Source organism: Geodermatophilus chilensis (genome assembly GCF_002802985.1).
GTDB classification, from domain to species: domain Bacteria; phylum Actinomycetota; class Actinomycetes; order Mycobacteriales; family Geodermatophilaceae; genus Geodermatophilus; species Geodermatophilus chilensis.
Window position 1 is genome coordinate 1 of sequence record NZ_NVPT01000086.1, and the last position, 23,919, is coordinate 23,919.

Sequence of the window (23,919 nt, forward strand, 5' to 3'; positions counted from 1 at the left end):
CTACTGCACCAGCGACCACCGCGGCAAACACCAGGCCCCCGGCTGGGCCCACACCCTCACCCCCGACGGCACCCTCACCGTCACCACACCGTCCGGCCTGACCGCCGTCACCGAACCACCGCCCTACTGAGCGGCGGTACCGGCTGACCGGCCGGGTGTGACAGTGGGTCCCAAGGCCACCCAGGTGACCACCCGACCCCTGGCCGTGGGCGACCGCGAGCTGCTCCGGACGGCGACCGTGGCCAACGTGAAGCTTGCCTGGGGCGCAGGGGGCTTCGCGTTCGGGCTGCTGCTGGGGAGCTCGACCTGGGCCGTCATCGACGCCGTCGTCCCACCGGGGACCGACCTCGTCGGTCGCGCGTGGGGTGGGGCGCCGACTCGCCCGGCAGGACCGGCGGGACCCCGCCGGGGAGCGGGGATCAGGACGGCGTCAGGTCGGTGCGGTGCAGCACCCGGCCGCCGACGTCGCGCAGCTCCACGGTCATCACGCCGCTGTCGCCGTCGATGCGGACGTGCCCGAGGAACTGGGAGGAGTCGTTGGGCTCCTCGCCCGCCCGCGCCCCGGTCCGCGAGAAGACCACCCGCGGGCCGAACGTGCCGTCGAGCTCGCTGGGGCCGAACGTGCCGGCGTGCAGCGGCCCGGTGACGAACTCCCAGAACGGGTCGAAGTCGTCGAAGGCGGCGCGCTCGGGGGAGTAGTGGTGTGCGGCGGTGTAGTGGACGTCGGCGGTCAGCCACACGACGTTGCGGACGCCGTGCCGCTGGAGGTCCGACAGCAGCCGGGCGATCTCCGTCTCGCGGCCCGCGGGCCGACCGGGATCGCGGTTGGCGATGCCCTCCTGGGCGACCTCGCCGTCGGGGACGACCAACCCGATCGGCATGTCGGAGGCGACCACCTTCCACAGCGCCCGCGACGTCCGCAGCTGTCGGCTCACCCGGGCCAGCTGGTCCTCTCCGAGGAGAACGGTGCCCGGCCCCTCCGCGGCGAGGTTGTCGGTGTTCGGGCCGCGGTGGCTGCGCAGGTCGAGCGCGACGACCTCCACCAGCGGCCCGTAGGACAGCGCGCGCTGCACCCGGTCGCCACCGATCGGCGTGTACTCGCCGAACGCCCGGCGTGCGCGGGCGGCCAGGGTGTCGACGTCGGTCACGGTGTACCGCTCGTCGGTGAGGACCTCGCCCGGGTACCAGTTGTTGGTCACCTCGTGGTCGTCCCACTGCACCAGCAGCGGCACCTCGGCGGCCAGCGCGCGCACGTTGGCGTCGAGCAGGTTGTAGCGGTACTGCCCCCGGTACTCGTCGAGCGTCTCGGCGACCTTGCTCTTCTCCGGTGTGACGACGTTGCGCCACACCCGGCCGTCGGGCAGCACGACGCGTTCCTGCAGCGGCCCGTCGGCGTAGACGTTGTCGCCGGAGTGCACGAAGAAGTCCGGCTGCAGGCGGCGGACGGCCTCGAAGCCGGTCATGCCGCCCGTGTCGGGGTTGATGCCCCAGCCCTGGCCGGCGACGTCGCCGGACCAGGCGAAGGTGACGTCCCGCCGGTCGCGCGGCGCCGTGCGCAGGCGGCCGAGCACCGGCTCGCTGGTCTGCCCGTCGTCGTCGAAGTGCACCCGGTAGAACAGCTCCGTCCCGGCCGGCAGGCCGTCGAGGAGCACCTTCCCGGTGTGGTCGGTGTCCGGTCCGACGTCCACCCGCCAGCGCCCGCGGGGACGGCGGAAGTCGGCCGTCGCCGCGACCTCCACCAGCATCCGGGCCGGGCGGTCGGTCTTCGACCACACCACCGCGGAGCGGGCGGTGACGTCGCCGGTCTGCACGCCCCAGCGCACCTCGGGCCGGGACCGCAGCAACCCCGGCGCGCCGAGCGCCGCGGGCGCGGTGCCCCCCAGCGCGCCCAGGCCGATCCCGGCGCCCAGGACGGCTGCGCCCTGCAGGAGCCGGCGGCGGGACAGCCCGGCCGCGACCGGACCGGGGAGGGCGTCGGGGGAGTGGGACACGGGGTGCTCCGTCCTCGAGGTGCTCGGGTCGGGGTCCACGCTGCTGTCCGGGTCGGACGCCGGGACGACGCGCAGGTGCACGCCCGGCGAGGGCCCGGTGAACGGCTGGGGTCCGGGTCCCAGCGAGGCCACGGGCGCTGCCAGCTCCGTCACAGGTTCGCGTCCGACCATCTCCCCGACGGCTGGACACACCGGCCGCTGACCGAGGAGACCACCGTGCGCAAGAAGTTGGTCGCCGCCGCCGCAGCCGGCGCCCTGACGCTGACCGGACTGGCCGTGGCCGTTCCCGCCGTCGCCGACACCGAGGACACCGACGGCACGTCGACGTCCGTCGTGGACCGGATCAAGGACGCGCTCTCCGGCCTGGTCGAGGACGGGTCGATCACCCAGGAGCAGGCCGACGAGGTCGCCACCACGCTCGGCGAGGCCGACCTCGGGTGGCACGGTCACCACGGTGGCTGGCACGGCCTCGAGACCGCCGCCGAGGCGCTCGGCATGACCGAGGACGAGCTGCGGACCGCGCTCGAGGTCGACGGCGCGACGCTGGCGACGGTCGCGGAGGACCGGGGCGTCGACGTGCAGACGGTCGTCGACGCGCTGGCTGCGGACGTGCGCGAGCGCGTCGCCGAGGCCGTCGAGGAGGGCCGGCTGACCCAGGAGCAGGCCGACCAGCGGCTGGCCGACCTGGAGCAGCAGGTCACCGACTGGGTCAACGCGGACGGCGACCGGCCGTGGGGCGGTGGCCACCGCGGCGGGTGGGGCCACCACGACCGCGACGGCGACGACGACTGACCGGCGCTCACGACAGCGGCGCCGTCCCCGGTGGGGGTGGCGCCGCTCTGCTGTCCGGCGAGGGGTGGACGGCGAGGGGTGGACGGCGACGCGCGACGGAGGTTAGCCTCGCCTTACCGGGCCCGGCGACGGGCAGGAGCACGAGGCGAGGGAGATCCGCGTGGGGCTGCGACTGCCGGTCGGCGACGTGACCGTGCTGCTGGGCCCGGCGGCCGTCCGGCGCCAGGTGATGGCCGCGCTCGACGACGACAGCGGCCGCTGCGCCTCCGGACACTCGGCCGTCCGCGTGCAGCGACTGGCGGCAGCCGCGGACGACGACGTGCACCGGCGCATCGCGGCGATCGAGGCCGTGCGCGAGGCCCCGGCCACCATCGTGCTCATCGACCGGGTCACCGACGGGCTGACCGCCCCGGACCGCCGCGCGGTGCTCGCGGCCCTGCGTCCGGTGGCCACCGGGGGTCGGGCGGTCCTGGTGGACGACGACGACCCGGTCGCCGCACTGGCCGTGGCCGACGGCGCGCTGCGCGCCGACCCGGCCGGTCGGCTGTCGGCCGAGTCGCTCGGGGACCTGGACTACCTGGGCTCGTAGGTCAGGCAGTCGGCGGCGTCGGTGCTCGGCCCGACGCGGACGCCGGAGGCGTGGCACTCGAGCTTGTCGTTGTGCACGCAGTCGGAGCGGTGGCAGGCGCCGACCAGGCCGTTGCGGTCCAGCCCGCCGCGGAAGCTGATCTCCACGAAGGTGCCGCAGTGGGCGTGGTCGCCACCCACGGTGATCGCACCTGCGTGACAGCTGTGCTCGGCGTTGTACGAGCAGCTGTCGACGGCGCAGTCCTGCACCTGGGGCATGTCCTGGAGAGAGGTCATGCCCCAGGTTGGCACGGCCGGCAGGGGCCCGCCAGCAAACTGAGGCTTGCCTACGTGCAGGTCAGCGCCGCATCTCACAGCCGTCTCACAGCCGATCCACATCCGTCGCCGAGGATCGGCGGGGACCATGGCGGGGGACACGGAGGAGGTGGCCGCACGTGGCCGTGCACACCGGACCGATCCCCGCCCCGGCCCGCGGGCACGGGGGACCGCACGGCGTCCTGGTGGTCGTCGGCGGACTCCCGGGCAGCGGCAAGACGACTCTGCTGCGCCGGCTCCTGGCCGAGCGTGCGCCCGGGGTCGTCGGCCTGGACTCCGAGGACGTCGCGGCCCGGGTGCAGGCGGTCGCCGTCCGCCTCCCGTACCGGGTGGTCCGGCCGCTGGTGCACGCCTGGCACCGCGTGCGGGTGCTGCGCGCTGTCGCCGGGCCGGCGCCGGTCGTCGTCCTCACCGACCCCTGGACCCGGCCGTGGTGGCGGGCCGCCGTCCTGCGGACCGCACAGTGGGCCGGGCGCTCGGTGCGGCTGGTGCTGCTGGACGCGTCGCGCGAGCTGGCCGAGAGCGGGCAGACCGCCCGCGGCCGGGCGATCCCGGCGCGGTCGATGCACCGGCACGCCACCCGGTGGAGCGCCCTGCTGCGAGCGGTCGCCGGCCCGGACGGTGCCGGCGGGCTGGACGCGGTGACCGTCGTCGACCGGGTGCGGGCCGGTCGCCTCACGCTGGCCGACGTGCTCGGCGGGGCGGCGGCCTGAGGTCCCCGGGAGACCCGGCCGGGTCGGCTCAGGCCTGCGCACCGGCGGGCGCACCTGGGCCTCCACCCGGCCGGACCGCCCGAGCCGCCGCCCGGACCTGCGCCGGCTGGTGCGCCCGGTCTGGCGCGCCTGAGCCGATCCCGTCCGATGCGGTTCCTTCACGCAGGGCCAGGGCGCGCACCGGGCGGTTGACGGCCGGGGGCAACCCCGAGTTGATTCTTGACTGCAGGTGTCGCACAGGACGCCGCGGGCAGGGGGAGCACGATATGCCGGCGTGGACGGTGCAGGTCGCGGAAGACCAGGACGAACGGGTGGAGGCCGGGATGCTGGCCACCGAGGCAGGAACGCTCATCGCGTTCTCGGAGGAGGGGCTGGTGCTGCGCGCCTGGGCTCCCGGCCAGTGGCGGACCGTGCGTCACCTCGAGACAGCGGAGGCGTTGCCGGGCGGGGCGGACAGCAGGGGCGACGTGCTGACCTGGGTGCCTCGGGGCTGAGACGCCCGCCGAGCAGGGGAGTGCACCCGAGGAACTCGCGGTCGGTGACCCGCGCAGGTCGACCACCCGGCCGTCGACGCCCGGGGCGTCCACCCCATCGCGGTCGTAGGGTCGCCGGCATGCTGCCGCCCGTCGTCGACGTCCCCTGGCTGCACGAGCACCGCGGCGACGTCGTCCTCGCCGACGTCCGCTGGTACCTCGACGGCCGGTCCGGCCGCGCCGCCTACGACGCCGGGCATCTGCCCGGCGCGGTCTTCGTCGACCTGGACCGCCGGCTGGCCGCACCCGCCGAGCCCGGGGCCGGTCGGCACCCGCTGCCGGAGCCGGAGGTCTTCGCCGAGGGCATGGCGGCGCTCGGCATCGGGGACGGCGACACCGTGGTGGCCTACGACGACGCCGGCGGGGTGATCGCCGCCCGGCTGGTCTGGATGCTGCGGGCGACCGGGCACGACGCGGCCCTGCTCGACGGCGGCATCGCGGCCTGGGACGGGCTGCTGGAGCAGGACGCCGTGGAGCCGGCCCCGGCTGTGTTCACCGCGCGCCCGTGGCCGGCGCAGCGGCTGGCCGGCACGGACGACGTCCTCGACCCGGCCGCGGTGGTGCTCGACGCGCGCGACCCCGAGCGCTACCGCGGGGACCGGGAGCCGGTCGACCCGCGCGCCGGGCACGTGCCCGGCGCGGTCAACGTGCCCTGCCGGGCCAACCTCGACGCCTACGGCCGCTTCCTGCCGGTCGAGCGGCTGCGGGCGACCTTCGCCGCGGCCGGGGTCACCGCCGACAGCGACGTAGTGGCCTACTGCGGCTCCGGGGTGACCGCCTGCCACGACCTGCTCGCGCTGGAGCTGGCCGGCCTCCCGCCGGGCCGGCTCTACCCGGGCTCCTGGTCGCAGTACAGCGCCGCCCCGGACCGGCCGGTGGCGGTCGGCGACCGGCCGTCCTGACCGGGGCCGGTCAGGACCGGACGGCGACCAGCGCCTCCGGGCGGGGTGCCGGGGGGACCTGCGCGGGGACGGCGGGTCCCTGCACGGCAGCGGGCCGGGGGCGGCCGAAGAGGTAGCCCTGCGCGTGCGAGCAGGCCAGCCGGCCGAGGATGGCGTGCTGCTCCTCGGTCTCGACGCCCTCGGCGACCACCTCGAGCTCGAGGCTGCGGGCCAGTTCGATGATCGAGGCCACCAGGGTGGTCGAGCGGCCACCGGAGCCCAGGTCCTGCACGAAGCTGCGGTCGATCTTCACGACGTCCGCGGGCAGCCGGCGCAGGTAGGACAGGCTGGAGTAACCGGTGCCGAAGTCGTCGATCGCGATGCGCACGCCCAGGCCGCGCAGCGCCCGCAGCACGTCGACCACCGCCTCGACGTCGTGGATGAGAACGCCCTCGGTCACTTCCAGGGTCAGCTGGCCGGCGGGCAGCCCGCTGTCGGCCAGCGCCGTGCGCACGGTGGACACCACGTCGTCGTCGAGCAGCTGCCGCGGCGAGAGGTTGACCGCGATGGCGATCGGCCGGCCGGCCTCGTGCGACCACCGGGCCGCCTGGCCGGTCGCCTCGGTGAGCACCCAGCGGCCGATCTCGACGATGGCGCCGCTCTCCTCGGCCAGCGGGATGAACTCCATCGGGGGCACCAGCCCGCGGGTGGGGTGCTCCCAGCGCAGCAGCGCCTCGTAGCCGGTGGTCGCGCCCTCGGTCAGCTCGACCGTCGGCTGGTAGTGGACGGCGAGCTGCCCCTCGGCGACGGCGGAGTCGAGGTCGGTGATGAGCTCGGCCTTGGTCTGGGCGGCCCGCTCCATGCCCTCCGCGTAGACGACCACGCGGTTCTTGCCCGCGGACTTGGCCAGGTACATCGCCAGGTCGGCGTTGCGCAGCAGCGTGCCGGCCGAGCGGTCCCCGGCCGAGGCGGAGTCGGCGACGCCGATGCTCACCCGCACGTGGACCGGCCGGCCGTCGACGACCACCGGGTCGGCCAGGGCGCTGAGCACGCGCTCGCCGATCTCGGCGGCCGTGCGAGCGGAGCCGGCGACCACGACGGCGAACTCGTCGCCGCCGAGCCGGGCCACCTGGTCGACCGAGCGCACGCAGCCCGCGATCCGCTGGCTGACCGTGGTCAGCAGCTGGTCCCCGACGGCGTGCCCGCGGGAGTCGTTGACGTCCTTGAAGTCGTCGAGGTCGAGGAACAGCACGCTGGTCGAGCCCGAGCGGCGGGCCAGCATCCGGGACGCGGTCTCCAGCAGCAGGGTGCGGTTGGCCAGGCCGGTGAGCGGGTCGCGCAGCCCCTGCTGCTCGTTGAGCCGCCAGGCGGCGAGGTGGGCCAGGCTCGCGGCCAGCACGAAGGCACCGTGCACCAGCGCCCAGGTCCAGGTCCAGGGCGAGTGCTGCGCGCTGCCGTGCCCGAAGACCGCCTGCGGGAACAGCGTGCCGACGACGCCGTGGTGGGCGAGGACGACGGCCAGCGCCATCCCGAAGGGCACCCAGTTCTGGTACAGCGCCGCGAGCCCGACCATGACGAAGAAGTGGAAGTGCGCCTCGGTGAGGCCCTCCATCAGGTGCACCAGGACCACCGAGGCGGTGAGCAGGCTGGCCGTGGCCGCCGCCGAGCGCAGCCCGCGACCGGCCCCCCGCAGCACCGTGAACACCAGCGGGTGGGCCACCGCGAGCGCGAGCAGCCCGGCGGTCAGTGGCGACCGGCCGAGCAGCAGCGCCATGACGCCCAGACCCACCGCCTGCGCGGCCGCGACCCGGAGGACGGCGCGGTGCCGCCGGTTCCAGACCTCCTCGGGCAGGTGCCGGCCCTCGGGCAGGGCCGTCGTGAGCCGTTGGTGCAGTGCCGGGAACATGCAGCTGTCCTCGACCCCGCGGCCGGGGCTCTCCAGCGCCGTCCGGCGGGTCTCACCCGTCCGGGGAACCGGTTCCGCAGACCCCCTCGACTGGCCGGGCCGGACCGGGTCGGTCAGGGTCGGAGGAGCCGGGAAGCCGTCCCCGGCGAACGGGCGGCGGTCGCTCCGCCACCCGCGAGTGCGAGGAGAGGCTGCGATGCGGGCCATGGTGTACCGGGGGCCCTACAAGGTGCGGGTCGAGGAGAAGGACGTCCCCGCCATCGAGCACCCCAACGACGCGATCGTGCGGGTCACGCTGGCCGCGATCTGCGGCTCGGACCTGCACCTCTACCACGGCCTCATGCCGGACACCCGGATCGGGCACACGTTCGGCCACGAGTTCATCGGGGTGGTCGAGCAGGTCGGGTCCTCCGTGCAGAACCTGCAGGTCGGCGACCGGGTCATGGTGCCGTTCAACATCTTCTGCGGCAGCTGCTGGTTTTGCGCCCGGGGCCTGTACAGCAACTGCCACAACGTCAACCCCAACGCCACCGCCGTCGGTGGCATCTACGGCTACTCCCACACCACCGGCGGCTACGACGGCGGCCAGGCGCAGTACGTGCGCGTCCCGTTCGCCGACGTCGGCCCCGTGCCGATCCCCGACTGGATGCACGACGAGGACGCCGTCCTGCTGACCGACGCCGCCGCGACCGGGTACTTCGGTGCGCAGCTGGGCGACATTGCCGAGGGCGACACGGTCGTCGTCCTCGGTGCCGGCCCGGTCGGCCTGATCGCCGCCCAGTCGTCCTGGCTGATGGGCGCGGGCCGGGTTCTCGTCGTCGATCACCTGCCGGAGCGGCTGGAGAAGGCGCGGAGCATGGCACACGCGGAGACCCTCGACTACGACGAGTACGACGACATCGTGGTCGAGCTGAAGAAGCAGACCGACTTCCTCGGTGCCGACGTCGTCATCGACGCGGTGGGGGCGGAGGCCGACGGCAACCTCCTCCAGCACGTGGCCGGCACCAAGCTCAAGCTGCAGGGTGGCTCCCCGGTGGCGCTGAACTGGGCGATCGACGGGGTGCGCAAGGGCGGCACCGTCTCCGTCGTCGGCGCGTACGGGCCCATCCCCAGCGCGGTGAAGTTCGGGGACGCCCTGAACAAGGGGCTCACCCTGCGGATGAACCAGACGCCGGTGAAGCGCCAGTGGCCACGCATGTTCGAGCACGTGCGCAACGGCCACCTCACGCCGCGGGCGATGGTCACCCACCGGTTCCCGCTGGAGCACATCGCCGAGGCCTACCACGTGTTCTCCGCCAAGCTCGACGGCTGCATCAAGCCGCTGGTCCTGCCCGATGCGGCCTGAGGGAGGAGCGACGATGACCGACCCCGACGTCCCGAGCGCCTACGTCCGGGACAAGCGCGCACCCCGCGAGACGCCCGAGCAGCTGCGGGCCCGGATCCCCGGCTGGGGGGCCGACCTCGACCCCGCGGACCGGCCGTCGCACCCCAAGCTGCGGTACGCGCCGGAGACCACCGGCGCGCACTGGGACTTCCCGGAGCGGCAGCCGGAGAAGGAGCCGCGGGAGCGGTCGATCGAGCACGCCTTCGTCACCCCCGTCTTCGGCACCGCCCAGCCGCTGAGGGGGCTGTCGGGCGTGGTGCGCCGGTTCGCCTACCGGCGGTTCAGCGAGGGTCGGCTGGCGCACTGGCTGCTGCTGATCGTCGGCGACCGGATCGACGCCTGGGGCAGCCACCTGCGCTCGTTCGCCTCCGGGCCCCCCGACGTACCGGCGTCCGGACTGCGCAGTGAGCTCACCCGCGGCGGGCTGCGTTCGCGGCGCGGGCGCTCGGACGCCCGGCACCACGTCCTCGACCCGGTGGTCGTCGCCGGGCCGTGGGTGGCCGGCGCCGCGGTGACCTGGACCGGCGCCCGACGGCTGGTGCGGGCCCTGCGTCGCTGACCGGCGACCGCACGGTTCCTCACCCCTATTGTGGAACCCGATCAAGCGGAAGCGGGTTCCGGCCGACTCCGTTCCCATGTCCCAGGTCCTGCAGCACACGTCGCTGCCCGGTGACGTCTACGAGGCGATGTTCGCGCAGGGGATCGACGGTTTCCTGCTGACCTCGCCGGACGGACGCATCCACCGGGCGAACGCGCGGGCGTGCGAGCTGCTCGGGTGGTCCGAGGCCGAGTTCGTCCAGCTCGGGCGGGCGGACGTCGCCGACCTGCGGGATCCGGCGTGGGCCGAGGCCGTGGCCGTCCGCGGCCGGGACGGCGCCTACCGCGGGGTGCTGCGGTTGCGCCGGCGCGACGGGTCGACCTTCCCCGCCGAGGTCACCAGTGCCCTGTTCTCCGACGGCGGCTCCACCCGGGCCTACGTCTTCTTCCGCGACATGACCGCGGCGGAGTCCGAAGCGGCCCGGACGGCGGAGACCCGGCGCGCGGCGGCCGAGGTGGTCGACAGCCTGGAGTCGTTCAGCGACATGTACGTCGGGGTGGACGCGGACTGGCGGATCACCTACATCAACGCGCAGGCCGAGGCCCGGCTGGGCGTCTCGCGCGACGACGTCGTCGGCGGCGACCTGTGGGAGTGCTTCCCCGACCTCCTCGGCACGCCGATCGAGGAGGCCTACCGCGAGGCCGTGCGGACGGGGCGTCCGGTGACGGTGGAGGCCCGCTACGCCGCGGCCGACCTGTGGTCGGAGACGCGGGTGTTCCCCCTGCGCCGGGGCGGGCTCGGGGTCTACTTCCGGGACGTCGGTGAGCGGCGGGCCATGGAGGAGGAGCGCGAGCGGCTGCTGGCTGCCGAGCGCCGGGCGCGCACGGACGCCGAACGGGCGCAGCACGACCTCGCGCACCAGGCCACCCACGACGACCTGACCGGGCTGCTCAACCGGACCGGGCTGGCGGAGCAGGTCGGCACGGTCCTCGACCGGTGGCCGGTCGCCGGGCTGACCGTGCTGTTCGTCGACCTCGACCGCTTCGGTCTGGTCAACGACAGCCTGGGCCACGCGGCCGGCGACGCCCTGCTTGCGGTCGCCGGGAGGCGGCTGGCCGACCTGGCCGGGTCGACCGAACTGGTGGCCCGCTTCGGCGGCGACGAGTTCGTCATGGTGATGGTGGACGCCTCCGCCGTGGCCGCCGACCGGATGGCCGACGCGGTGATCGCCGCGCTCTCCGAACCGGTGGAGACCGGCGCCCGCCTGGCGGTCACCGCCAGCGTCGGGCTCTCGTCGTCGACCGTGCCGGCCGACCTGGACACGCTGCTGCGGGAGGCCGACGCGGCGCTGCACCGGGCGAAGGACGGCGGCGGGGGACGTGCGGCCTGGTTCGACGAGCAGATGCACCTGCAGTCGGTGCACCGCGTGCGGACCGAGCGCGACCTGCGCCTGGCGCTGGACCGCGACGAGTTCTTCCTGGAGTACCAGCCGGCCTTCGACCTGCGCTACGAGCGGATCACCCACGTGGAGGCGCTGGTCCGCTGGCGGCACCCCGAGCGCGGCGTCGTCCCCCCGCTGGACTTCATCCCGGTCGCCGAGGCCGCCGGACTGGTGTCGCGGCTGGGGGAGTGGGTGCTCGGGCGGGTCGTCGAGCAGGCCGCCCGCTGGGCGCACATCCCCGGCCTGCGGGTGTGGTTCAACGTCTCTCCGCAGCAGCTGGTCGACCGCCGGATGCCCGGGCTGGTCGCCGCGCACCTCGCCCGCGTGGGCCTGGCCGCCGACCGGCTGGGCATCGAGGTCACCGAGTCGACCTTCGCCGACTCCTCGTGCATGGCCGAGGTGCTGGAGCAGGTGCGGGCGCTGGGCGTGGCGGTCGCGATCGACGACTTCGGCACCGGCTACAGCTCGCTGGCCCGATTGGGCGACCTGCCGGTCGACGTCATCAAGATCGACCGGTCCTTCGTGCAGGACCTGGGGACGGCGCGCGGCGAGGCGGTGCTCTCCAGCATCGTGACCCTCGCGCACGCCCTGGACGCCGACGTCATCGCCGAGGGCGTCGAGACCCTCGAGCAGCTGCGCGCGCTCAGCGTGCTCGGCGTGGACTCGGCCAGCGGCTTCCTGCTGGCCCGTCCGGCGGTGGCCGAGCACCTGCCGATGGCGCTGCCGGCCGCGGTGTTCGCCCGCCCGCGCCTGCAGATGCACCCGTCGGTGGCGCGGGTGCCCCGGGAGCTGCGGGTGCGCGGAGTCCAGCGTTCTTCCAGGTGACGTCCAGCGCGTGCACGGAGACGAGTTCTACCGTCGCTGTCAGTAGCGACGACGACCTCTGGAGCTACACCGGGCGCTGGCCGCACATCCACTTCGAGGTCTACCCGGACCAGGGCAGCATCACCGACTCCACCAACGCCATCGCCACCTCGCAGGTCGCGCTGCCGCAGGACGTCTGCGAGGCGGTCTACGCGACCACCGGCTACGAGGCGTCGGTGAGCAACCTGTCCCAGGTCAGCCTGACCGGCGACAACGTCTTCGGGGACGACGGCGGCGCCAGCCAGCTGGCCACCGTGACCGGTGACGTCACCAGCGGCTACACCGTGCGCCTCGCCGTCGGCGTCGACACGGGCACCACCCCGACCGGTGGCGGCACGGGCGGCGACGGCGCGCCCTCGGGCGTCCCGGGTGGTGCGCCGCCCGCTGGTGGTCCCGGCGGCACCCCGCCGACCGGCGCCCCGCCGAGCAACTGATGCGTGCCGGTGCGGAGTACCTCCAGGCTCGGCCGACCCGCTGGTCCGGTCAGTCTCCGGCGACCTGGAGGAGGCGGTCGATCGCCTGACGCAGTTGAGGCAGGTCCTCCCGGACGGTGGCAGCGATGACGGCATGGGTGGTGTCGAAGTAGCGGTGGGCCAGGAGGTCCCGCATGCGGGCGATCTCCGACCACGGCAGCCGCGGTTCGGTCGCGAGCACCTCCGCCGGTAGTCCCTTGACGGCCTCGCCGATCTCGATCAGGCGTACGCGCACGGCGTCGAAGACCAGGCCATCCGACAGCTCTCCGCGGCTGACGTGGTCGTCGATGGCGTCCAGGGCGGCCAGCACGTCGAGCAGGCACTGCCTCGTGTGGCGGCTCACAAGGACACCAGGTCGGCTTCGACGTTCACGCGCACGTCCGGTCTGAGACCGTCGGCCGGGACGAGGTCGATGCGGGCGCCCATGATGTCCTCCAGGTCGCGGCGCAGGCGACCCAGCGTGAAGAGACTCATCACCTCGGGCAGGTCCACCAGCAGGTCCAGGTCGGAGTCCGGAGCCTCCGTGCCGCGCGCGACGCTGCCGAACACGGACAGGCGACGGACCCCGTAGGACGCAGCGACGGCCCTGATCCGGCGCCGGTGCCGGCACAGCCGGCGACCGAGCGGACCGGACAGCGGAGCCGGCCGGGCGGCGTCGGTGGCCACCAGCGAGACGTCGAGGGCATGGCCGCTGGCCCGCAGGAGCCCCAGCAGGACCGGGAGCGAAGGCTGGCGATGGCCTGACTCGTAGGCGCTGATCACACTCTGGGTCACCCCGGCGCGCTGCCCGAGTTCGGCCTGTGTCAGGCCGGCGCGTCGGCGGGCCTCACGCAGCAGACTCGCTGAGTCCGTGAGGAGCGGCATGTGATCAACATAGCGGATCGTCGATGCGTCGACCGGTCCGCGCCGCGAGCCGGGGGAGGTCACGTGTCGTCCCCACCGCGACGGCGGTTGGCGATCAGCGGTCCTCGGTCGCCGGCGGCTCCACCGCGAGGATCCGCCGGGCGACCCGGCGTTCGGCCAGCGTCGTCCCCAGTGTCCCGCCGAAGGGGTCCCCGACGAGGGCGAGGACGAGTTCCCACAGGCCACGTGTCCGCCGTCGGGACGGCGCGAGCACCCCCCGTGCCCAGTCCCGCGCGGCCTTGGCGATGACCGGGTCGGGATGACTCCGTCCACGCCGGGCCGCGCGGCGCACCGCCCGGTGCTGGCGCTCGGTCCGGCCGATCCAGGTGCGCTGCCGGTACTTCGGCACGGCAGGGAAGCCGTCCGGATCGGTCACCTCGGCTCCACCGCCCGGTCCACCCGTTCCTCGTCCAGGTCCGCGCCGAAGACCTCACGGGCGACCACGGCCGAGGCCTCGTCATCGAGCCAGGACACCTCGTACTCGGTGTCGGGGCCGATCAGCACGCGCCCGGCGTCCCACCGGTCGAGCATCTCGTCGAGCAGGTCGCCCCAGAACCAGCCCAGCTGGTACGACGGGTCCACCTCGTCGGCGGACACCCACACGTCTGCGGTGGTCGTGGGCTCTCCCCATCGCCGCCACCACAGGCGGCCGCCCAACCGCTGCCAGTGGACCTCGGGCAGGACGAGGACGTGACCGCCGTCGGTGCCGTCCGGGCGGCGGAGCTCACCGGCGCGGAGGGCGTAGTGGTCGAGACGGTGCGGTGGGTTCGGCTGGTCCGGCCGCCACGACATGAGGCCAACCTACGCAGCAGCGTGTCAGCGCCGGACCTCCTCGGGAGCGGGCAGCAGGCACGTGTGCCGTGACCTCGTCGACGGGCTGGCCGGGTCGGGGCGCGTCCGCGTGCGCTCACGCGGCAGCACCTGTCCGGCTGGGAGATGGTGGGCAGGCACCGGGGTCCGAGGGGAGGCGTTCCGGATGAGGACGGTCGCGATCGCCTGTCAGGGCGGCGGCAGCCACACGGCGTTCACCGGCGGTGTGCTGCAACGTCTGCTGGCCGATGGGAACCACAGGGTCGTGGGGCTGTCCGGCACCTCGGGTGGCGCGGTCTGCGCGCTGCTGGCCTGGTACGGCCTGCTGACCGGCGGCGCGGCCGAGGCCGGCCGGCTGCTGGAGCGCTTCTGGGAGGCCAACGCGGCGACCACACTGAGCGGGAGGGCGGCGAACGCCTGGCTGGTCGGTCTGGCCCGGCTGGAGGGGCGGGTGGCGCTCCCGACGGTGAGCCCCTACGCCTATCCGAACGTCGCCGGCCCCGCCTTCACCGACCTGCTGACCCGCCACGTGGACGTCGACCGGCTGGCCCGGCTGCAGGAGTCCCCGCAGGAGGATCAGCCGCTGCTGCTGGTCGGCGCCGTCGACGTCCTCAGCGGTGACGTCAAGGCCTTCTCCAGCCGGCGCCGGGAGATCACCGTGAACGCCGTGCTGGCCTCGGCCGCCGTCCCGTTGCTCTTCCGCGCCGTCGAGGAGCGGGGCCGGTACTACTGGGACGGGTTGTTCAGCCAGAACCCGCCGGTGCGCCAGCTGCCCGACGCCGGCCCGGAGGAGATCTGGGTGATCCGGATCAACCCGCGCGCCCGGGCCACCGAGCCGAAGACGGTGGGCGACATCGCGGACCGGCGGAACGAGCTGGCCGGCAACCTGTCGCTCGAGCAGGAGCTGCACCTCATCCGCAAGGTCAACAAGTGGGCGGACCGTCTCGGCGATCCGTACCGGCGCATCGAGATCCGGGAGATCGACCTGGACCTCGACCTCGACCTGCCCAGCAAGCTCGACCGCAGGCCCGCGTTCATCCGCCGGCTGTTCGACGCGGGACGGGAGCAGGCGGACGCCTTCCTGGCCGGGCTGACCGGCTGACTGCAGGCCAGCGCGCCGTCACCGCCGCACGAGCCGACGCGATCGCCATCCGTCGTCGAGGAGCTCCCGGAGAGCCTGTGTCAACGACGTCCTCGAGCTCCTCCGGCCGCTGCTGGAGCGAGGGTCACCTCACCCGGACTCGTACTTCTCGCGGAACTGGATGATCGACATGCTCGCCAAGTCCTCCTGGACCTGTCGGAGCAGGCGTTCGGTCTCCTCCCGGGTTGCGACCGGTGGTCGAAGCAGCGCCCACCGCTGGCCCAGCTGGTCCTCGACGGACACTCTGTCGCCCCGCACCTGCGGCGCTCGTAGCGGGCAACCAGCGAGTCGGCTGCGGGCACCTGCTCAGCGCCCGGAGGGACGCAGGAGCAGACGTCGGTCGCGTCTCGAGTGTCGTGGTCCTCCTCGTAGGCGCACTCGATGCACGCATGGATCCAGACCGATGCCCCACGGTGTCCTCTCCAGGCGTGGCCGCGATGGGGACACACACTCCCGGTCACGGCGAGAGGCTGGTGACCGGGTGCGGTGTCAGCCCGCTGTCCCTGGAGCGCTCTCAGGGCACCGTGCGGCTCAGGCCGTACAGGCGACTGCCGTCACGACCCGTCGGCCGTGGTCAGCGGGCGGCCAGCGCGGCGCCCATCTGCTCGACCGTCTGCACGAGTACCGGCCGCGGGGTCGCGACGTTCAGCCGGACGAAGCCCGTGCCCGCCACGCCGCACAGGACGCCGTCGGTCAGGGCCACCCCGGCCCGCTCGAGGAAGAACGCGCCCGGCTCGGGCAGGTCCAGCTCCCGGCAGTCGAGCCAGGCCAGGTAGGTGCCCTCGGGCGGGGTGCACCGGACGCCGGGCAGGTGCTCGGCGACCAGGTCGGCCAGCAGTCGGCGGTTGCCGTCCAAGTAGGTGAGGACGTCGTCCAGCCAGCCGGCGCCGCCGGTGTAGGCGGCGGTGTTCGCCACGACGCCGAGGGTCGAGGCGCCGTGCTCGGCGTGCAGCCCCACCCGCGCCCACGTCTCGGCGTCGGCGTCGTTCGAGAGCACCAGCTGCGCGCACTTCAGGCCCGGCAGGTTCCACGCCTTGGACGCCGAGGTGGCGGTGACCGCGTGCCCGGCCGGGACCTCGCCGAGCGACGCGTAGGGCACGTGCCGGTGCCCGAGGTACACCAGCGGCGCGTGGATCTCGTCGGAGAACACCCGCCCGCCGTGCCGCTCCACCACCTCGGCGACCGCGATCATCTCCGCGGGCTCCAGCACCCGCCCGATCGGGTTGTGCGGGTTGCACAGCACCAGCAGGTGCCCGCCGGTGCGGAACGCCGCGTCCAGCGCGTCGAGGTCGTAGACGTACCGGTCGCCGTCCCGCGCCATCGGCACCTCGATGACCTCGCGGCCCAGCGCCGGCGGCAGAGTCAGGAAGGGCATGTAGGCCGGCGTCGGCAGGACGACCGGGCTGCCCGGGCGGGAGAAGTGCTCGATCGCCGCGGCCAGGGCGGCCAGCACGTCGGCCACCGGTCGCACCCGCTCCGGTGGGACTGCCCAGCCGTACCGGTCGGCCGACCACGCCGTGTACGCCTCCGACATGGCCTGCAGCAGCGGTGGCGGCAGGTAGCCGAAGGCCGCGGCGTCCACGGCGGCGTGCAGCGCCTCGGTGACCGCCGGCGCGGTGCCGAAGTCCGTCTCCGCGACGAACGACCCGATAGCCCCGGGGTACAGCGACCACTTGAGGCCGCCGCGGCGCCGCAGCTCCGCGACGGTCAGGTCGTCGAACCGGAGGTCAGGCACGGGCCGCCCGGGTCAGCAGCTGGGCCAGGTGCACGGCCTCGCGGTCGGCGAGCTGGTCGAGCTGCGTGCGGCAGGAGAACCCGTCGGCCAGCACGACGGCGTCCGGCCCGGCGGCGCGGACGGCGGGCAGCAGCTGGTGCTCGGCGATCGCCACCGACACCTCGTGGTGACCGCGCTCCACGCCCCAGTTGCCGGCCAGCCCGCAGCAGCCACCCACCCGGGTCACCGTGGCGCCGGCCTCGCGCAGCAACCGCTCGTCGGTGGCCCACCCGAGGACGGCGTGGTGGTGGCAGTGCGGCTGGGCGACGACCTCCACCCCGACCAGGGACGGCGGCGTCCAGCCCGGCGTCTGGCGGAGCAGCTCGGCCAGCGTGCGGGTGCCCGCGGCGACCCGTTCCGCGGCCGCCCCACCGACCAGCTCCAGGGCCTCGTGCCGCAGCACCGCGGTGCACGAGGGCTCCACGCCCACCACCGGGACGCCGGCGTCGACCAGCGGGGCGAGCAGCTCCACGGTGCGGCCCAGGGTGCGGCGGGCGGCGTCCAGCTGGCCGGTGGTGATCCAGGTCAGCCCGCAGCACGCCTCGGCCGGGGGCACCTGCACCCGGTAGCCGGCGTCCTCGAGCACCGCGGCGGTGGCCTCGGCGACCTCGGGGGCGAAGTGGTCGGTGAACGAGTCGACCCACAGGGCCACTGCTCGCCCACCCGCCCCACGACGGCCGTCGACCGCCGGCCGCTCCGCCCACGCCTCCCGGAAGGTGCGGGAGGCGAACGACGGGAGCGAGCGTCGCTGGTCGACGCCGGCGCCCCACTTGGCCACCCGGCCGCCGAGGCGTGACCGCGTGACCGCGTTGGCCAGCCGGGGCGCGCGGGCGGCGACGTCGGCCCAGCGGGGGAGCCAGCCCAGCGTGTAGTGCGAGCGCGGGCGCAGCCGCCGGCGGTAGCTCTGGTGCAGCACCTCGGCCTTGTAGGAGGCCATGTCCACGCCGGTCGGGCAGTCCCGCGAGCAGCCCTTGCACGACAGGCACAGGTCGAGGGCCTCGTGCACCTCCGGCGAGCGCCAGTCCCGCACCGGCCCGCCCGGCGCGAGCATCTCCTGCAGCACCCGGGCCCGGCCGCGGGTGGTGTCCTTCTCCTCCCGCGTCGCCGGCCACGACGGGCACATCACCCCGCCGCCGACCTGCAGGTCGGCCCGGCACTTGCCGACGCCGGTGCAGCGGTGCACCGCGGCGGAGAAGTCACCGCCGTCGTGCCGGTAGGCCAGCGCGAGATCCGTCGTCCGCCGCGGCGCGGCGGCCACGCGGATGTCGTCCTCGACCCGCGCCGGGCGCACCAGGACGCCGGGGTTGAGGACGTCGGCCGGATCGAACAGGCCCTTCACCCGCTCGAAGAGGCCGAGCACGTGGGGGGAGTACATGGACGACAGCAGCTCGCTGCGCGCCCGGCCGTCACCGTGCTCGCCGGACACCGAGCCGCCGTAGCGGGCCACCAGCGCGGCGGCGTCGGTCACGAAGGCCCGGTAGGCCTCCCGGCCACGGTCCTCGCCGCGCCCCAGCGGGAAGTCGATCCGCACGTGCACGCAGCCGTCGCCGAAGTGGCCGTACGGGACGCCCTGCAGCCCGTGCTGGTCCAGCAGCGCCTCGAACTCGCGGAGGTAGGCGCCCAGCTGCTCGACCGGGACGGCGGCGTCCTCCCAGCCGGCGTGCGCGGGGCGGCCGTCGGAGGTGCGGGCGGCGAGGCCCGCGCCGTCCTCCCGGATCCGCCAGATCGCCGCCGCCTCGGCGACGTCGGTGACCACCAGCGAGTCCAGCGCGCCGGCGTCGGCCAGCACGCCCTTCGCCTTGGCCTCGACCTCGGCCACGGAGTCGCCGGTTAGCTCGACGATCAGCCAGCCGTCGCCGCGGGGCAGGTCGGGGACGACGGCCGCGGGGACGTCGCGCAGCCGCTGCACGATCCGCTGGTCCAGGCCCTCGACGGCGGTCGGCTCGTGCGGCAGCAGCCCCGGGGTGGCGTCGGCGGCGTCGGCCATCGAGGGGTAGCCGAGCACCACCAGGCCGCGGAACGGGGCGTCGGTGACCAGCCGCACGGTCGCGCCGAGCACCACCGCGAGCGTGCCCTCGCTGCCCACCAGCGCGCGGGCGACGTCGAAGCCGCGCTCGGGCAGCAGGTGCTCCAGCGAGTAGCCCGACACCTGGCGGCCGAAGCGGCCGAGCTCCGTGCGGATCGCCGCCAGCTCGCCGTCCACCAGCCGCTGCAGCTCGCCGAGCACCCCGCCGTCCCCCGTCGCCTCTCGCGCCCGAGAGGCGGTCGAGGGCCCGAGGGTGAGCCGCTCACCGGCGCCGGTGACCACGTCGAGGCCGACCACGTTGTCCGACGTCCGGCCGTAGCCCAGGGCGCGCGAGCCGCAGGCGTTGTTGCCGATCATCCCGCCGATCGTGCAGCGGTTGTGCGTGCTCGGGTCGGGGCCGAAGCGCAACCCGTGCGGCCGGGCCGCGGTCTGCAGCGCCGCCTGCACCACGCCGGGGTCGACGGTCGCCGTCCGCGCCTCGGGGTCGACCGCGTGGACCCGCGACAGGTACCGGCTGGTGTCGATCACCACGCCGGGGCCGACCGCGTTGCCGGCGATCGAGGTGCCCGCACCCCGGGCGGTGAACGGCACGCCGAGCTCCCGGCAGACGGCGAGGGTCGCCTCGATCTCGTCGGGGTGCCGCGGGCGCACCACCGCGCGCGGCAGCACGCGGTAGAGCGAGCCGTCGGAGGAGTACAGCGCCCGGGTCAGGCCGGAGTCGTCGACGTCGCCGACCCCCGCCCGGCGCAGCGCCGGTGTCAGGTCGGTCGCCGGGCTGCTCGTCAGGGGGGCCATGGAGCTCCTCGGAGTGCGGGTGAGTGCCTCCTCCTTGTACACCGCGCAGGCTCGTCGGCAACGTCGGCCCCGTCCGGGTCGGCCCGCCGGCGTCCTGCTCGCAGGAGCGCCGGCCCACATCGGCACCGCGTTCCCGCGGAGACGTTCCCGCGGAGACGTTCCCGCGGAGACGTTCCCGCGGAGACGTTCCCGCGGAGACGTTCCCGCGGGAACGCGGACGAGGTGTCACCCCCGAGGGCGTTCCCGCGGGAACGCCCACCCGGCCGACGTGACGGCGGATGGCCGACCTCCTCGTCCCCACGCGGGGCCGGTGGTGCCACCTGGTCTGTGGACACGAGGAGCCCGCGGGAGCACGTCCGCTGGTGGCTGATCGGGGTGTTCGCGGCACTGGGGCTGGTCTCGGCCGTCGCAGGGGTCTGGTGGTCGGCCGCGAGCACGGGCGCTCTCGCCGTCGCGCAGCTGGTCAGCATCGCGCACGACCGTCGGCGGTCCATGCGGCACGGCTCCCGGCCGGAGTCGTGACCCCGAGGGGCGACCAGGACGAGGTGGCCCCACCGTGTCGTGTCCGTGTGGGGGTGCGTCCTGGCGGTGCAGCCGCCTCTACGGCATCATCGGTCCATGGCGATGACATCGACTTCGAGCGCCACAAGTGAGCCGGCCGTCAACGAGGCTGCCGCGCTGTCGACGGCGGCCTGCGTGTTCCGCAGCCTGGGTGACCCGACGCGGCTGGTGATCCTGCGCCACCTGGCCCTCGGGGAGCACCGGGTCGTCGACCTGACCCAGCACCTCGGCCTGGCCCAGTCGACCGTGTCCGGGCATCTGGCCTGCCTGCGCGACTGCGGGCTGGTGGCCTCGCGGCCGCAGGGACGGGCGTCGATGTGGTCGCTGGCCGCTGCACCGGAACTGCTCGACGTGCTGGCCGCCGCCGAGCGGCTGCTCGCGGTCACCGGCGACGCGGTTGCGCTGTGCCCGACCTACGGCGAGGCGGCCCACCGGTGAGCGCCGTCCACGCGCAGCCGGCCCCGAGCGCAGCCCGGCGGACGGCACTGGGACGTCGGGCGCGACTGCTGGCCGGTGCCTCGGTGGTCTACAACGTCATCGAGGCGGTCATCGCGGTCGCTGCGGGGCTGGCGGCCGGTTCCGTGGCGCTGGTCGGGTTCGGCCTCGACTCGGTCGTCGAGGTCTCCAGCGGGCTCATCGTCCTGTGGCAGTTCCGCCACCGGCTGCCGGAGTCCCGGGAGCGGCAGGCGCTGCGCCTGATGGCGTTCTCGTTCCTCGCGCTGGCCGCGTACGTGACCGTCGAGTCGGTCCGGGCGCTGGTCTCCGGCGGCGAGCCGGATGCCTCGCCGGTTGGGATCGGCCTGGCCCTCGCCTCGCTGGTCGTCATGCCGTTCCTGTCCTGGGCGCAGCGCCGCACCGGACGCGCGCTCGGCTCCCGCGCGGTGGTCGCCGACTCGACCCAGACGCTGCTGTGCACCTACCTGTCCGCGGTCCTGCTCCTCGGACTGGTGCTCAACGCGACCCTCGGCTGGGGCTGGGCCGACCCGGTCGCCGGGCTGGTCATCGCCGTCGTGGCCGTCCGCGAGGGCATCGAGGCGTGGCGCGGCGAGGGCTGCTGTGCCCCCGGACACCCGGGCGAGGACCGCGACGTGGCCGGTGCCGGGTGCGGGTGCGCCGGCGCCTGCTGCACGCCCGGCAGCGGGTCGTAGGCCGCCCGCCGGCCCACGCCCCGGGAACGGGCCCGGTGAGCGGCGTCGTGCGACGGGCTCAGTCCTCGAGCACCCAGACGGCGCTGTCCGGCGGGAGCGCGACCGTGCCGCCGGAGCGCCGGACCGCCGCGGTGGAGGCGAGCAGCACCTGGCCCGGGCAGCCGGCGAGCACCGTCTCGCCGCCCATGTTGACCACGCAGCGCACCGCCTCGCCGCCGCCGACCGACCGGATGGTCAGCACGTCGCCGCGGGTGGTCACGGTGGCCGAGCCGGAGGCGAACGCCGGGTGCGCCTTGCGCAGCGCCAGCGCGCGCCGGTGCAGGGTCAGCGTCGAGCCGCCCTGGCCGGTCTGCACCGAGACGGCGTAGCGGCCCCAGTCCGCCGGGATCGGCAGCCACGGCTCGGCCGCGCCCTCGGGGGAGAAGCCGACGCCCTCGGTCGGGTTCCACGGCATGGGCACGCGGCAGCCGTCGCGGCCGGCGCGGGCGCCCCCGCTGCGGTGGAAGATCGGGTCCTGCTTGGCCGCGTCGGGCACGTGCGCCTGCGGCAGGCCCAGCTCGTCGCCGGCGTACAGGTAGGCCGAACCGGGCAGCGCCAGCGTCAGCAGCGCCGCGGCGCGGGCCCGGGCGGCGCCGACCTCGCCGCCGCCGAAGCGGGTGACCTGGCGCTCCTTGTCGTGGTTGCCCAGCACCCACGACACCGGCGCGCCGACCCGCCCGTAGGCGTCCAGGGCGCTGGCGATCGCCTCGGCGAAGGGCGCGGTGGCCCACGGCGACTTCAGCAGCCGGAACGACAGCGACTGGTGCAGCTCGTCGGGCCGGGAGTACAGCGCGACCTGCTCGAGGTCGGCCAGGCAGACCTCGCCGACCAGCATGGTGTCGGGGTACTCGTCGCAGATCGACCGCCAGCGGCGCCACACGTCGTGCACCTCGGGCTGGTTCCAGGTCATCGCCTGCTCGGGGCCGTGGCCGAACAGCGTGGGGGAGTAGGCGCCCGGGTTGTCCCGCAGGCCGGCGTCCTTGAACAGGCCGTAGGCGACGTCGACGCGGAAGCCGCTCACGCCGCGGTCGAGCCAGAAGCGCAGCGTCCGTTCGAAGTCCTCGGCCACCACCGGGTCGCGCCAGTTGAGGTCGGGCTGCTCGGAGGCGAACAGGTGCAGGTACCAGCGGCCGTCCGGGGTGCGCGACCAGGCCGGCCCGCCGAAGAGCGACTGCCAGTTGTTCGGCGGCTCCTCCGACGGCGGCGCGAAGTGGTAGCGCCCGGCCTCGGGGGAGTCCGGGTCGGCCAGCGCCGCCTGGAACCACGGGTGCTGGTCCGAGGTGTGGTTGGGGACGACGTCCAGCACGACCTTCAGGCCGAGCCGGCGGGCGTCGTCCACCAGCGCCTCGAGGTCGGACACGTCGCCGTAGTCCGGGTCGACCGCCCGGTAGTCGACGACGTCGTAGCCGCCGTCCGCGCCGCCCGAGGGGTAGTGCGGGTTGATCCAGACCGCGTCCACGCCGAGCCAGGACAGGTACGGCAGCCGCTGCCGCAGCCCGCGCAGGTCGCCGATGCCGTCGCCGTCGCTGTCGGCGAACGAGCGCAGGTACACCTGGTAGACCACCGCGTCCCGCCACCAGGGGGCCGGCGCGGCTGCGGGGGCGACCCGGCGCTGGGTCTGGGTCCTCGCGAGGGAGAGGCGGCGTGCCATGCCGCCACCATCGGCGGATCCGGACCCGAGGTTGTGCGACAGATCCCACGAAGTGGTGAGGGAGCGCTGGCAGAACCCGCCAAGCGCCCAGGTCGCGTGTGACGCCCGGTGTGGATGGGCCTGGACGGGCCCACCGGGACGCGCCGGAGGTCTGGATGCCGGGGTACCGGACCGCTGCCGCCCAACGCCCGGGTGTTCCGGTGAGCTGATCGAGCCCGCGGGGTACGGCAGGACCGATCAGCAGACACCCCGGGAGGACGGCGACATGGACACAGACCCTCGGCCCGGTGAGGAGGACGTCGACCGCGACGACGCCGAGGCGCTGACCCGCGCCACTGGCGGCGGGCCGGACGACGCCCCCGATGCCCAGGCCACCACCGGGACCGGCGAGTCCGACACGTTCGTCGGGCGGGTGGCCGGTCAGGACGTCGGCTACGCGGAGGAGACCGGGGCCGAGCGCCGGGCCGCCGCCCAGCAGGACGACTGACGGCCCCCTCCCGGGCGCGGCCCCGGTCTCCTCCGCGTAGCCGACGTCCTGACCGGCCACCCCGTCTCTTATACACATTTCCGATCCCACGAGACCGGAGTCGAATTCGTATGCCGTCTCCAGCTAGAAAATAAAAACACCATACATCACCCTCCTTCTTATCTA

Annotated in this window: 25 protein-coding genes; 14 read left to right on the forward strand and 11 right to left on the reverse strand. The window is 74.6% G+C overall.

Translation table 11 applies throughout. The features are described from left to right. Positions 1-419: 419 nt before the first annotated feature. Positions 420-2,123: an alkaline phosphatase D family protein gene (locus CNO22_RS15375; RefSeq protein ID WP_232807064.1), complete on the reverse strand. Its 1,704-nt coding sequence runs from the start codon at positions 2,121-2,123 to the stop codon at positions 420-422. Positions 2,124-2,207: 84 nt separating this feature from the next. Between CNO22_RS15375 and CNO22_RS15380 the strand changes: the two genes are divergently transcribed. Both CNO22_RS15380 and CNO22_RS15385 read left to right on the forward strand, forming a co-directional pair. Continuing rightward, entirely contained in the window at positions 2,208-2,783 is a 576-nt protein-coding gene (locus CNO22_RS15380; protein WP_100500202.1) for a hypothetical protein, read from the forward strand. A gap of 160 nt (positions 2,784-2,943) precedes the next feature. After that, the gene (locus tag CNO22_RS15385; protein ID WP_100500203.1) at positions 2,944-3,372 is read left to right on the forward strand and encodes a hypothetical protein; all 429 of its coding nucleotides are present in this window, start codon (positions 2,944-2,946) and stop codon (positions 3,370-3,372) included. On the opposite strand, the gene CNO22_RS15390 is transcribed toward CNO22_RS15385, so the two are convergent. After that, a complete protein-coding gene (locus tag CNO22_RS15390) occupies positions 3,357-3,647 on the reverse strand; it encodes a DUF1540 domain-containing protein (protein WP_100500204.1) in 291 nt (96 codons plus the stop codon). The genes CNO22_RS15385 and CNO22_RS15390 overlap by 16 nt on opposite strands. A gap of 158 nt (positions 3,648-3,805) precedes the next feature. Between CNO22_RS15390 and CNO22_RS15395 the strand changes: the two genes are divergently transcribed. The 3 genes from CNO22_RS15395 (at position 3,806) to CNO22_RS15405 (ending at position 5,834) form a co-directional block, all read left to right on the forward strand. Continuing rightward, positions 3,806-4,399, forward strand: coding sequence for an AAA family ATPase (locus CNO22_RS15395; RefSeq protein WP_198588361.1), 594 nt, complete (start codon positions 3,806-3,808; stop codon positions 4,397-4,399). A 266-nt stretch (positions 4,400-4,665) separates the two neighbouring features. Next, positions 4,666-4,893, forward strand: a complete 228-nt coding sequence (locus CNO22_RS15400; protein ID WP_100500205.1) for a hypothetical protein — start codon at positions 4,666-4,668, stop codon at positions 4,891-4,893. A gap of 119 nt (positions 4,894-5,012) precedes the next feature. Beyond that, positions 5,013-5,834 (forward strand): sulfurtransferase, encoded by an 822-nt coding sequence (locus CNO22_RS15405; RefSeq protein WP_100500206.1) that lies wholly within the window; start codon positions 5,013-5,015, stop codon positions 5,832-5,834. Positions 5,835-5,844: 10 nt separating this feature from the next. On the opposite strand, the gene CNO22_RS15410 is transcribed toward CNO22_RS15405, so the two are convergent. Next, complete coding sequence (locus CNO22_RS15410; RefSeq protein WP_100500207.1) at positions 5,845-7,719, reverse strand: putative bifunctional diguanylate cyclase/phosphodiesterase; 1,875 nt, start codon at positions 7,717-7,719, stop codon at positions 5,845-5,847. A gap of 196 nt (positions 7,720-7,915) precedes the next feature. On the opposite strand from CNO22_RS15410, the gene CNO22_RS15415 reads away from it, so the two are divergent. From CNO22_RS15415 to CNO22_RS15430, 4 genes are all read left to right on the forward strand, one after another. Further along, entirely contained in the window at positions 7,916-9,064 is a 1,149-nt protein-coding gene (locus CNO22_RS15415; RefSeq protein ID WP_100500208.1) for a zinc-dependent alcohol dehydrogenase, read from the forward strand. A gap of 13 nt (positions 9,065-9,077) precedes the next feature. Next, entirely contained in the window at positions 9,078-9,662 is a 585-nt protein-coding gene (locus tag CNO22_RS15420; RefSeq protein ID WP_100500209.1) for a hypothetical protein, read from the forward strand. A gap of 76 nt (positions 9,663-9,738) precedes the next feature. Continuing rightward, positions 9,739-11,907: a putative bifunctional diguanylate cyclase/phosphodiesterase gene (locus tag CNO22_RS15425; protein ID WP_100500210.1), complete on the forward strand. Its 2,169-nt coding sequence runs from the start codon at positions 9,739-9,741 to the stop codon at positions 11,905-11,907. Further along, positions 11,904-12,380 carry a peptidase associated/transthyretin-like domain-containing protein gene (locus CNO22_RS15430; protein WP_198588362.1) on the forward strand — a complete coding sequence of 159 codons (477 nt, stop codon included), beginning with the start codon at positions 11,904-11,906 and terminating at the stop codon, positions 12,378-12,380. Before CNO22_RS15425 ends, CNO22_RS15430 begins: the two co-directional genes overlap by 4 nt. A gap of 49 nt (positions 12,381-12,429) precedes the next feature. Here the strand turns inward: CNO22_RS15430 and CNO22_RS15435 are convergent, their stop codons facing one another. The 4 genes from CNO22_RS15435 to CNO22_RS15450 are packed head-to-tail and all read right to left on the reverse strand — an operon-like array spanning position 12,430 to position 14,114. Further along, positions 12,430-12,762, reverse strand: coding sequence for a HepT-like ribonuclease domain-containing protein (locus CNO22_RS15435; RefSeq protein WP_100500211.1), 333 nt, complete (start codon positions 12,760-12,762; stop codon positions 12,430-12,432). Next, the gene (locus CNO22_RS15440; protein ID WP_157936958.1) at positions 12,759-13,346 is read right to left on the reverse strand and encodes a helix-turn-helix domain-containing protein; all 588 of its coding nucleotides are present in this window, start codon (positions 13,344-13,346) and stop codon (positions 12,759-12,761) included. Before CNO22_RS15440 ends, CNO22_RS15435 begins: the two co-directional genes overlap by 4 nt. 31 nt (positions 13,347-13,377) lie before the next feature. Continuing rightward, complete coding sequence (locus CNO22_RS15445; RefSeq protein WP_100500213.1) at positions 13,378-13,698, reverse strand: hypothetical protein; 321 nt, start codon at positions 13,696-13,698, stop codon at positions 13,378-13,380. After that, a complete protein-coding gene (locus CNO22_RS15450) occupies positions 13,695-14,114 on the reverse strand; it encodes a hypothetical protein (protein WP_100500214.1) in 420 nt (139 codons plus the stop codon). Before CNO22_RS15450 ends, CNO22_RS15445 begins: the two co-directional genes overlap by 4 nt. A gap of 184 nt (positions 14,115-14,298) precedes the next feature. Between CNO22_RS15450 and CNO22_RS15455 the strand changes: the two genes are divergently transcribed. Continuing rightward, positions 14,299-15,234, forward strand: coding sequence for a patatin-like phospholipase family protein (locus CNO22_RS15455; protein ID WP_100500215.1), 936 nt, complete (start codon positions 14,299-14,301; stop codon positions 15,232-15,234). Between the two features lie 129 nt (positions 15,235-15,363). Here CNO22_RS15455 and CNO22_RS27745 read toward each other — a convergent pair whose 3' ends face one another. The 3 genes from CNO22_RS27745 to CNO22_RS15465 all read right to left on the reverse strand — a co-directional run bounded on the left by CNO22_RS27745 (position 15,364) and on the right by CNO22_RS15465 (position 19,868). Then, positions 15,364-15,516: a hypothetical protein gene (locus CNO22_RS27745; protein ID WP_157936959.1), complete on the reverse strand. Its 153-nt coding sequence runs from the start codon at positions 15,514-15,516 to the stop codon at positions 15,364-15,366. A gap of 331 nt (positions 15,517-15,847) precedes the next feature. After that, positions 15,848-17,008, reverse strand: a complete 1,161-nt coding sequence (locus tag CNO22_RS15460; RefSeq protein ID WP_100500216.1) for a MalY/PatB family protein — start codon at positions 17,006-17,008, stop codon at positions 15,848-15,850. After that, on the reverse strand, positions 17,001-19,868 hold the full coding sequence (locus CNO22_RS15465) for an FAD-binding and (Fe-S)-binding domain-containing protein (RefSeq protein ID WP_232807065.1): 2,868 nt from the start codon (positions 19,866-19,868) through the stop codon (positions 17,001-17,003). Before CNO22_RS15465 ends, CNO22_RS15460 begins: the two co-directional genes overlap by 8 nt. Positions 19,869-20,195: 327 nt before the next feature. Here CNO22_RS15465 and CNO22_RS15470 point away from each other — a divergent pair, with 327 nt between their 5' ends. The 3 genes from CNO22_RS15470 to CNO22_RS15480 all read left to right on the forward strand — a co-directional run bounded on the left by CNO22_RS15470 (position 20,196) and on the right by CNO22_RS15480 (position 21,577). Next, complete coding sequence (locus CNO22_RS15470) at positions 20,196-20,390, forward strand: hypothetical protein (RefSeq protein ID WP_100500217.1); 195 nt, start codon at positions 20,196-20,198, stop codon at positions 20,388-20,390. 96 nt (positions 20,391-20,486) lie between these two features. After that, on the forward strand, positions 20,487-20,867 hold the full coding sequence (locus CNO22_RS15475) for an ArsR/SmtB family transcription factor (protein WP_100500218.1): 381 nt from the start codon (positions 20,487-20,489) through the stop codon (positions 20,865-20,867). Then, positions 20,864-21,577, forward strand: coding sequence for a cation diffusion facilitator family transporter (locus CNO22_RS15480; RefSeq protein ID WP_100500219.1), 714 nt, complete (start codon positions 20,864-20,866; stop codon positions 21,575-21,577). Before CNO22_RS15475 ends, CNO22_RS15480 begins: the two co-directional genes overlap by 4 nt. A gap of 58 nt (positions 21,578-21,635) precedes the next feature. On the opposite strand, the gene CNO22_RS15485 is transcribed toward CNO22_RS15480, so the two are convergent. Continuing rightward, the gene (locus tag CNO22_RS15485) at positions 21,636-23,267 is read right to left on the reverse strand and encodes a glycoside hydrolase family 13 protein (protein ID WP_100500220.1); all 1,632 of its coding nucleotides are present in this window, start codon (positions 23,265-23,267) and stop codon (positions 21,636-21,638) included. A 265-nt stretch (positions 23,268-23,532) separates the two neighbouring features. Between CNO22_RS15485 and CNO22_RS15490 the strand changes: the two genes are divergently transcribed. Then, complete coding sequence (locus tag CNO22_RS15490) at positions 23,533-23,754, forward strand: hypothetical protein (protein WP_100500221.1); 222 nt, start codon at positions 23,533-23,535, stop codon at positions 23,752-23,754. Positions 23,755-23,919: the final 165 nt, after the last annotated feature.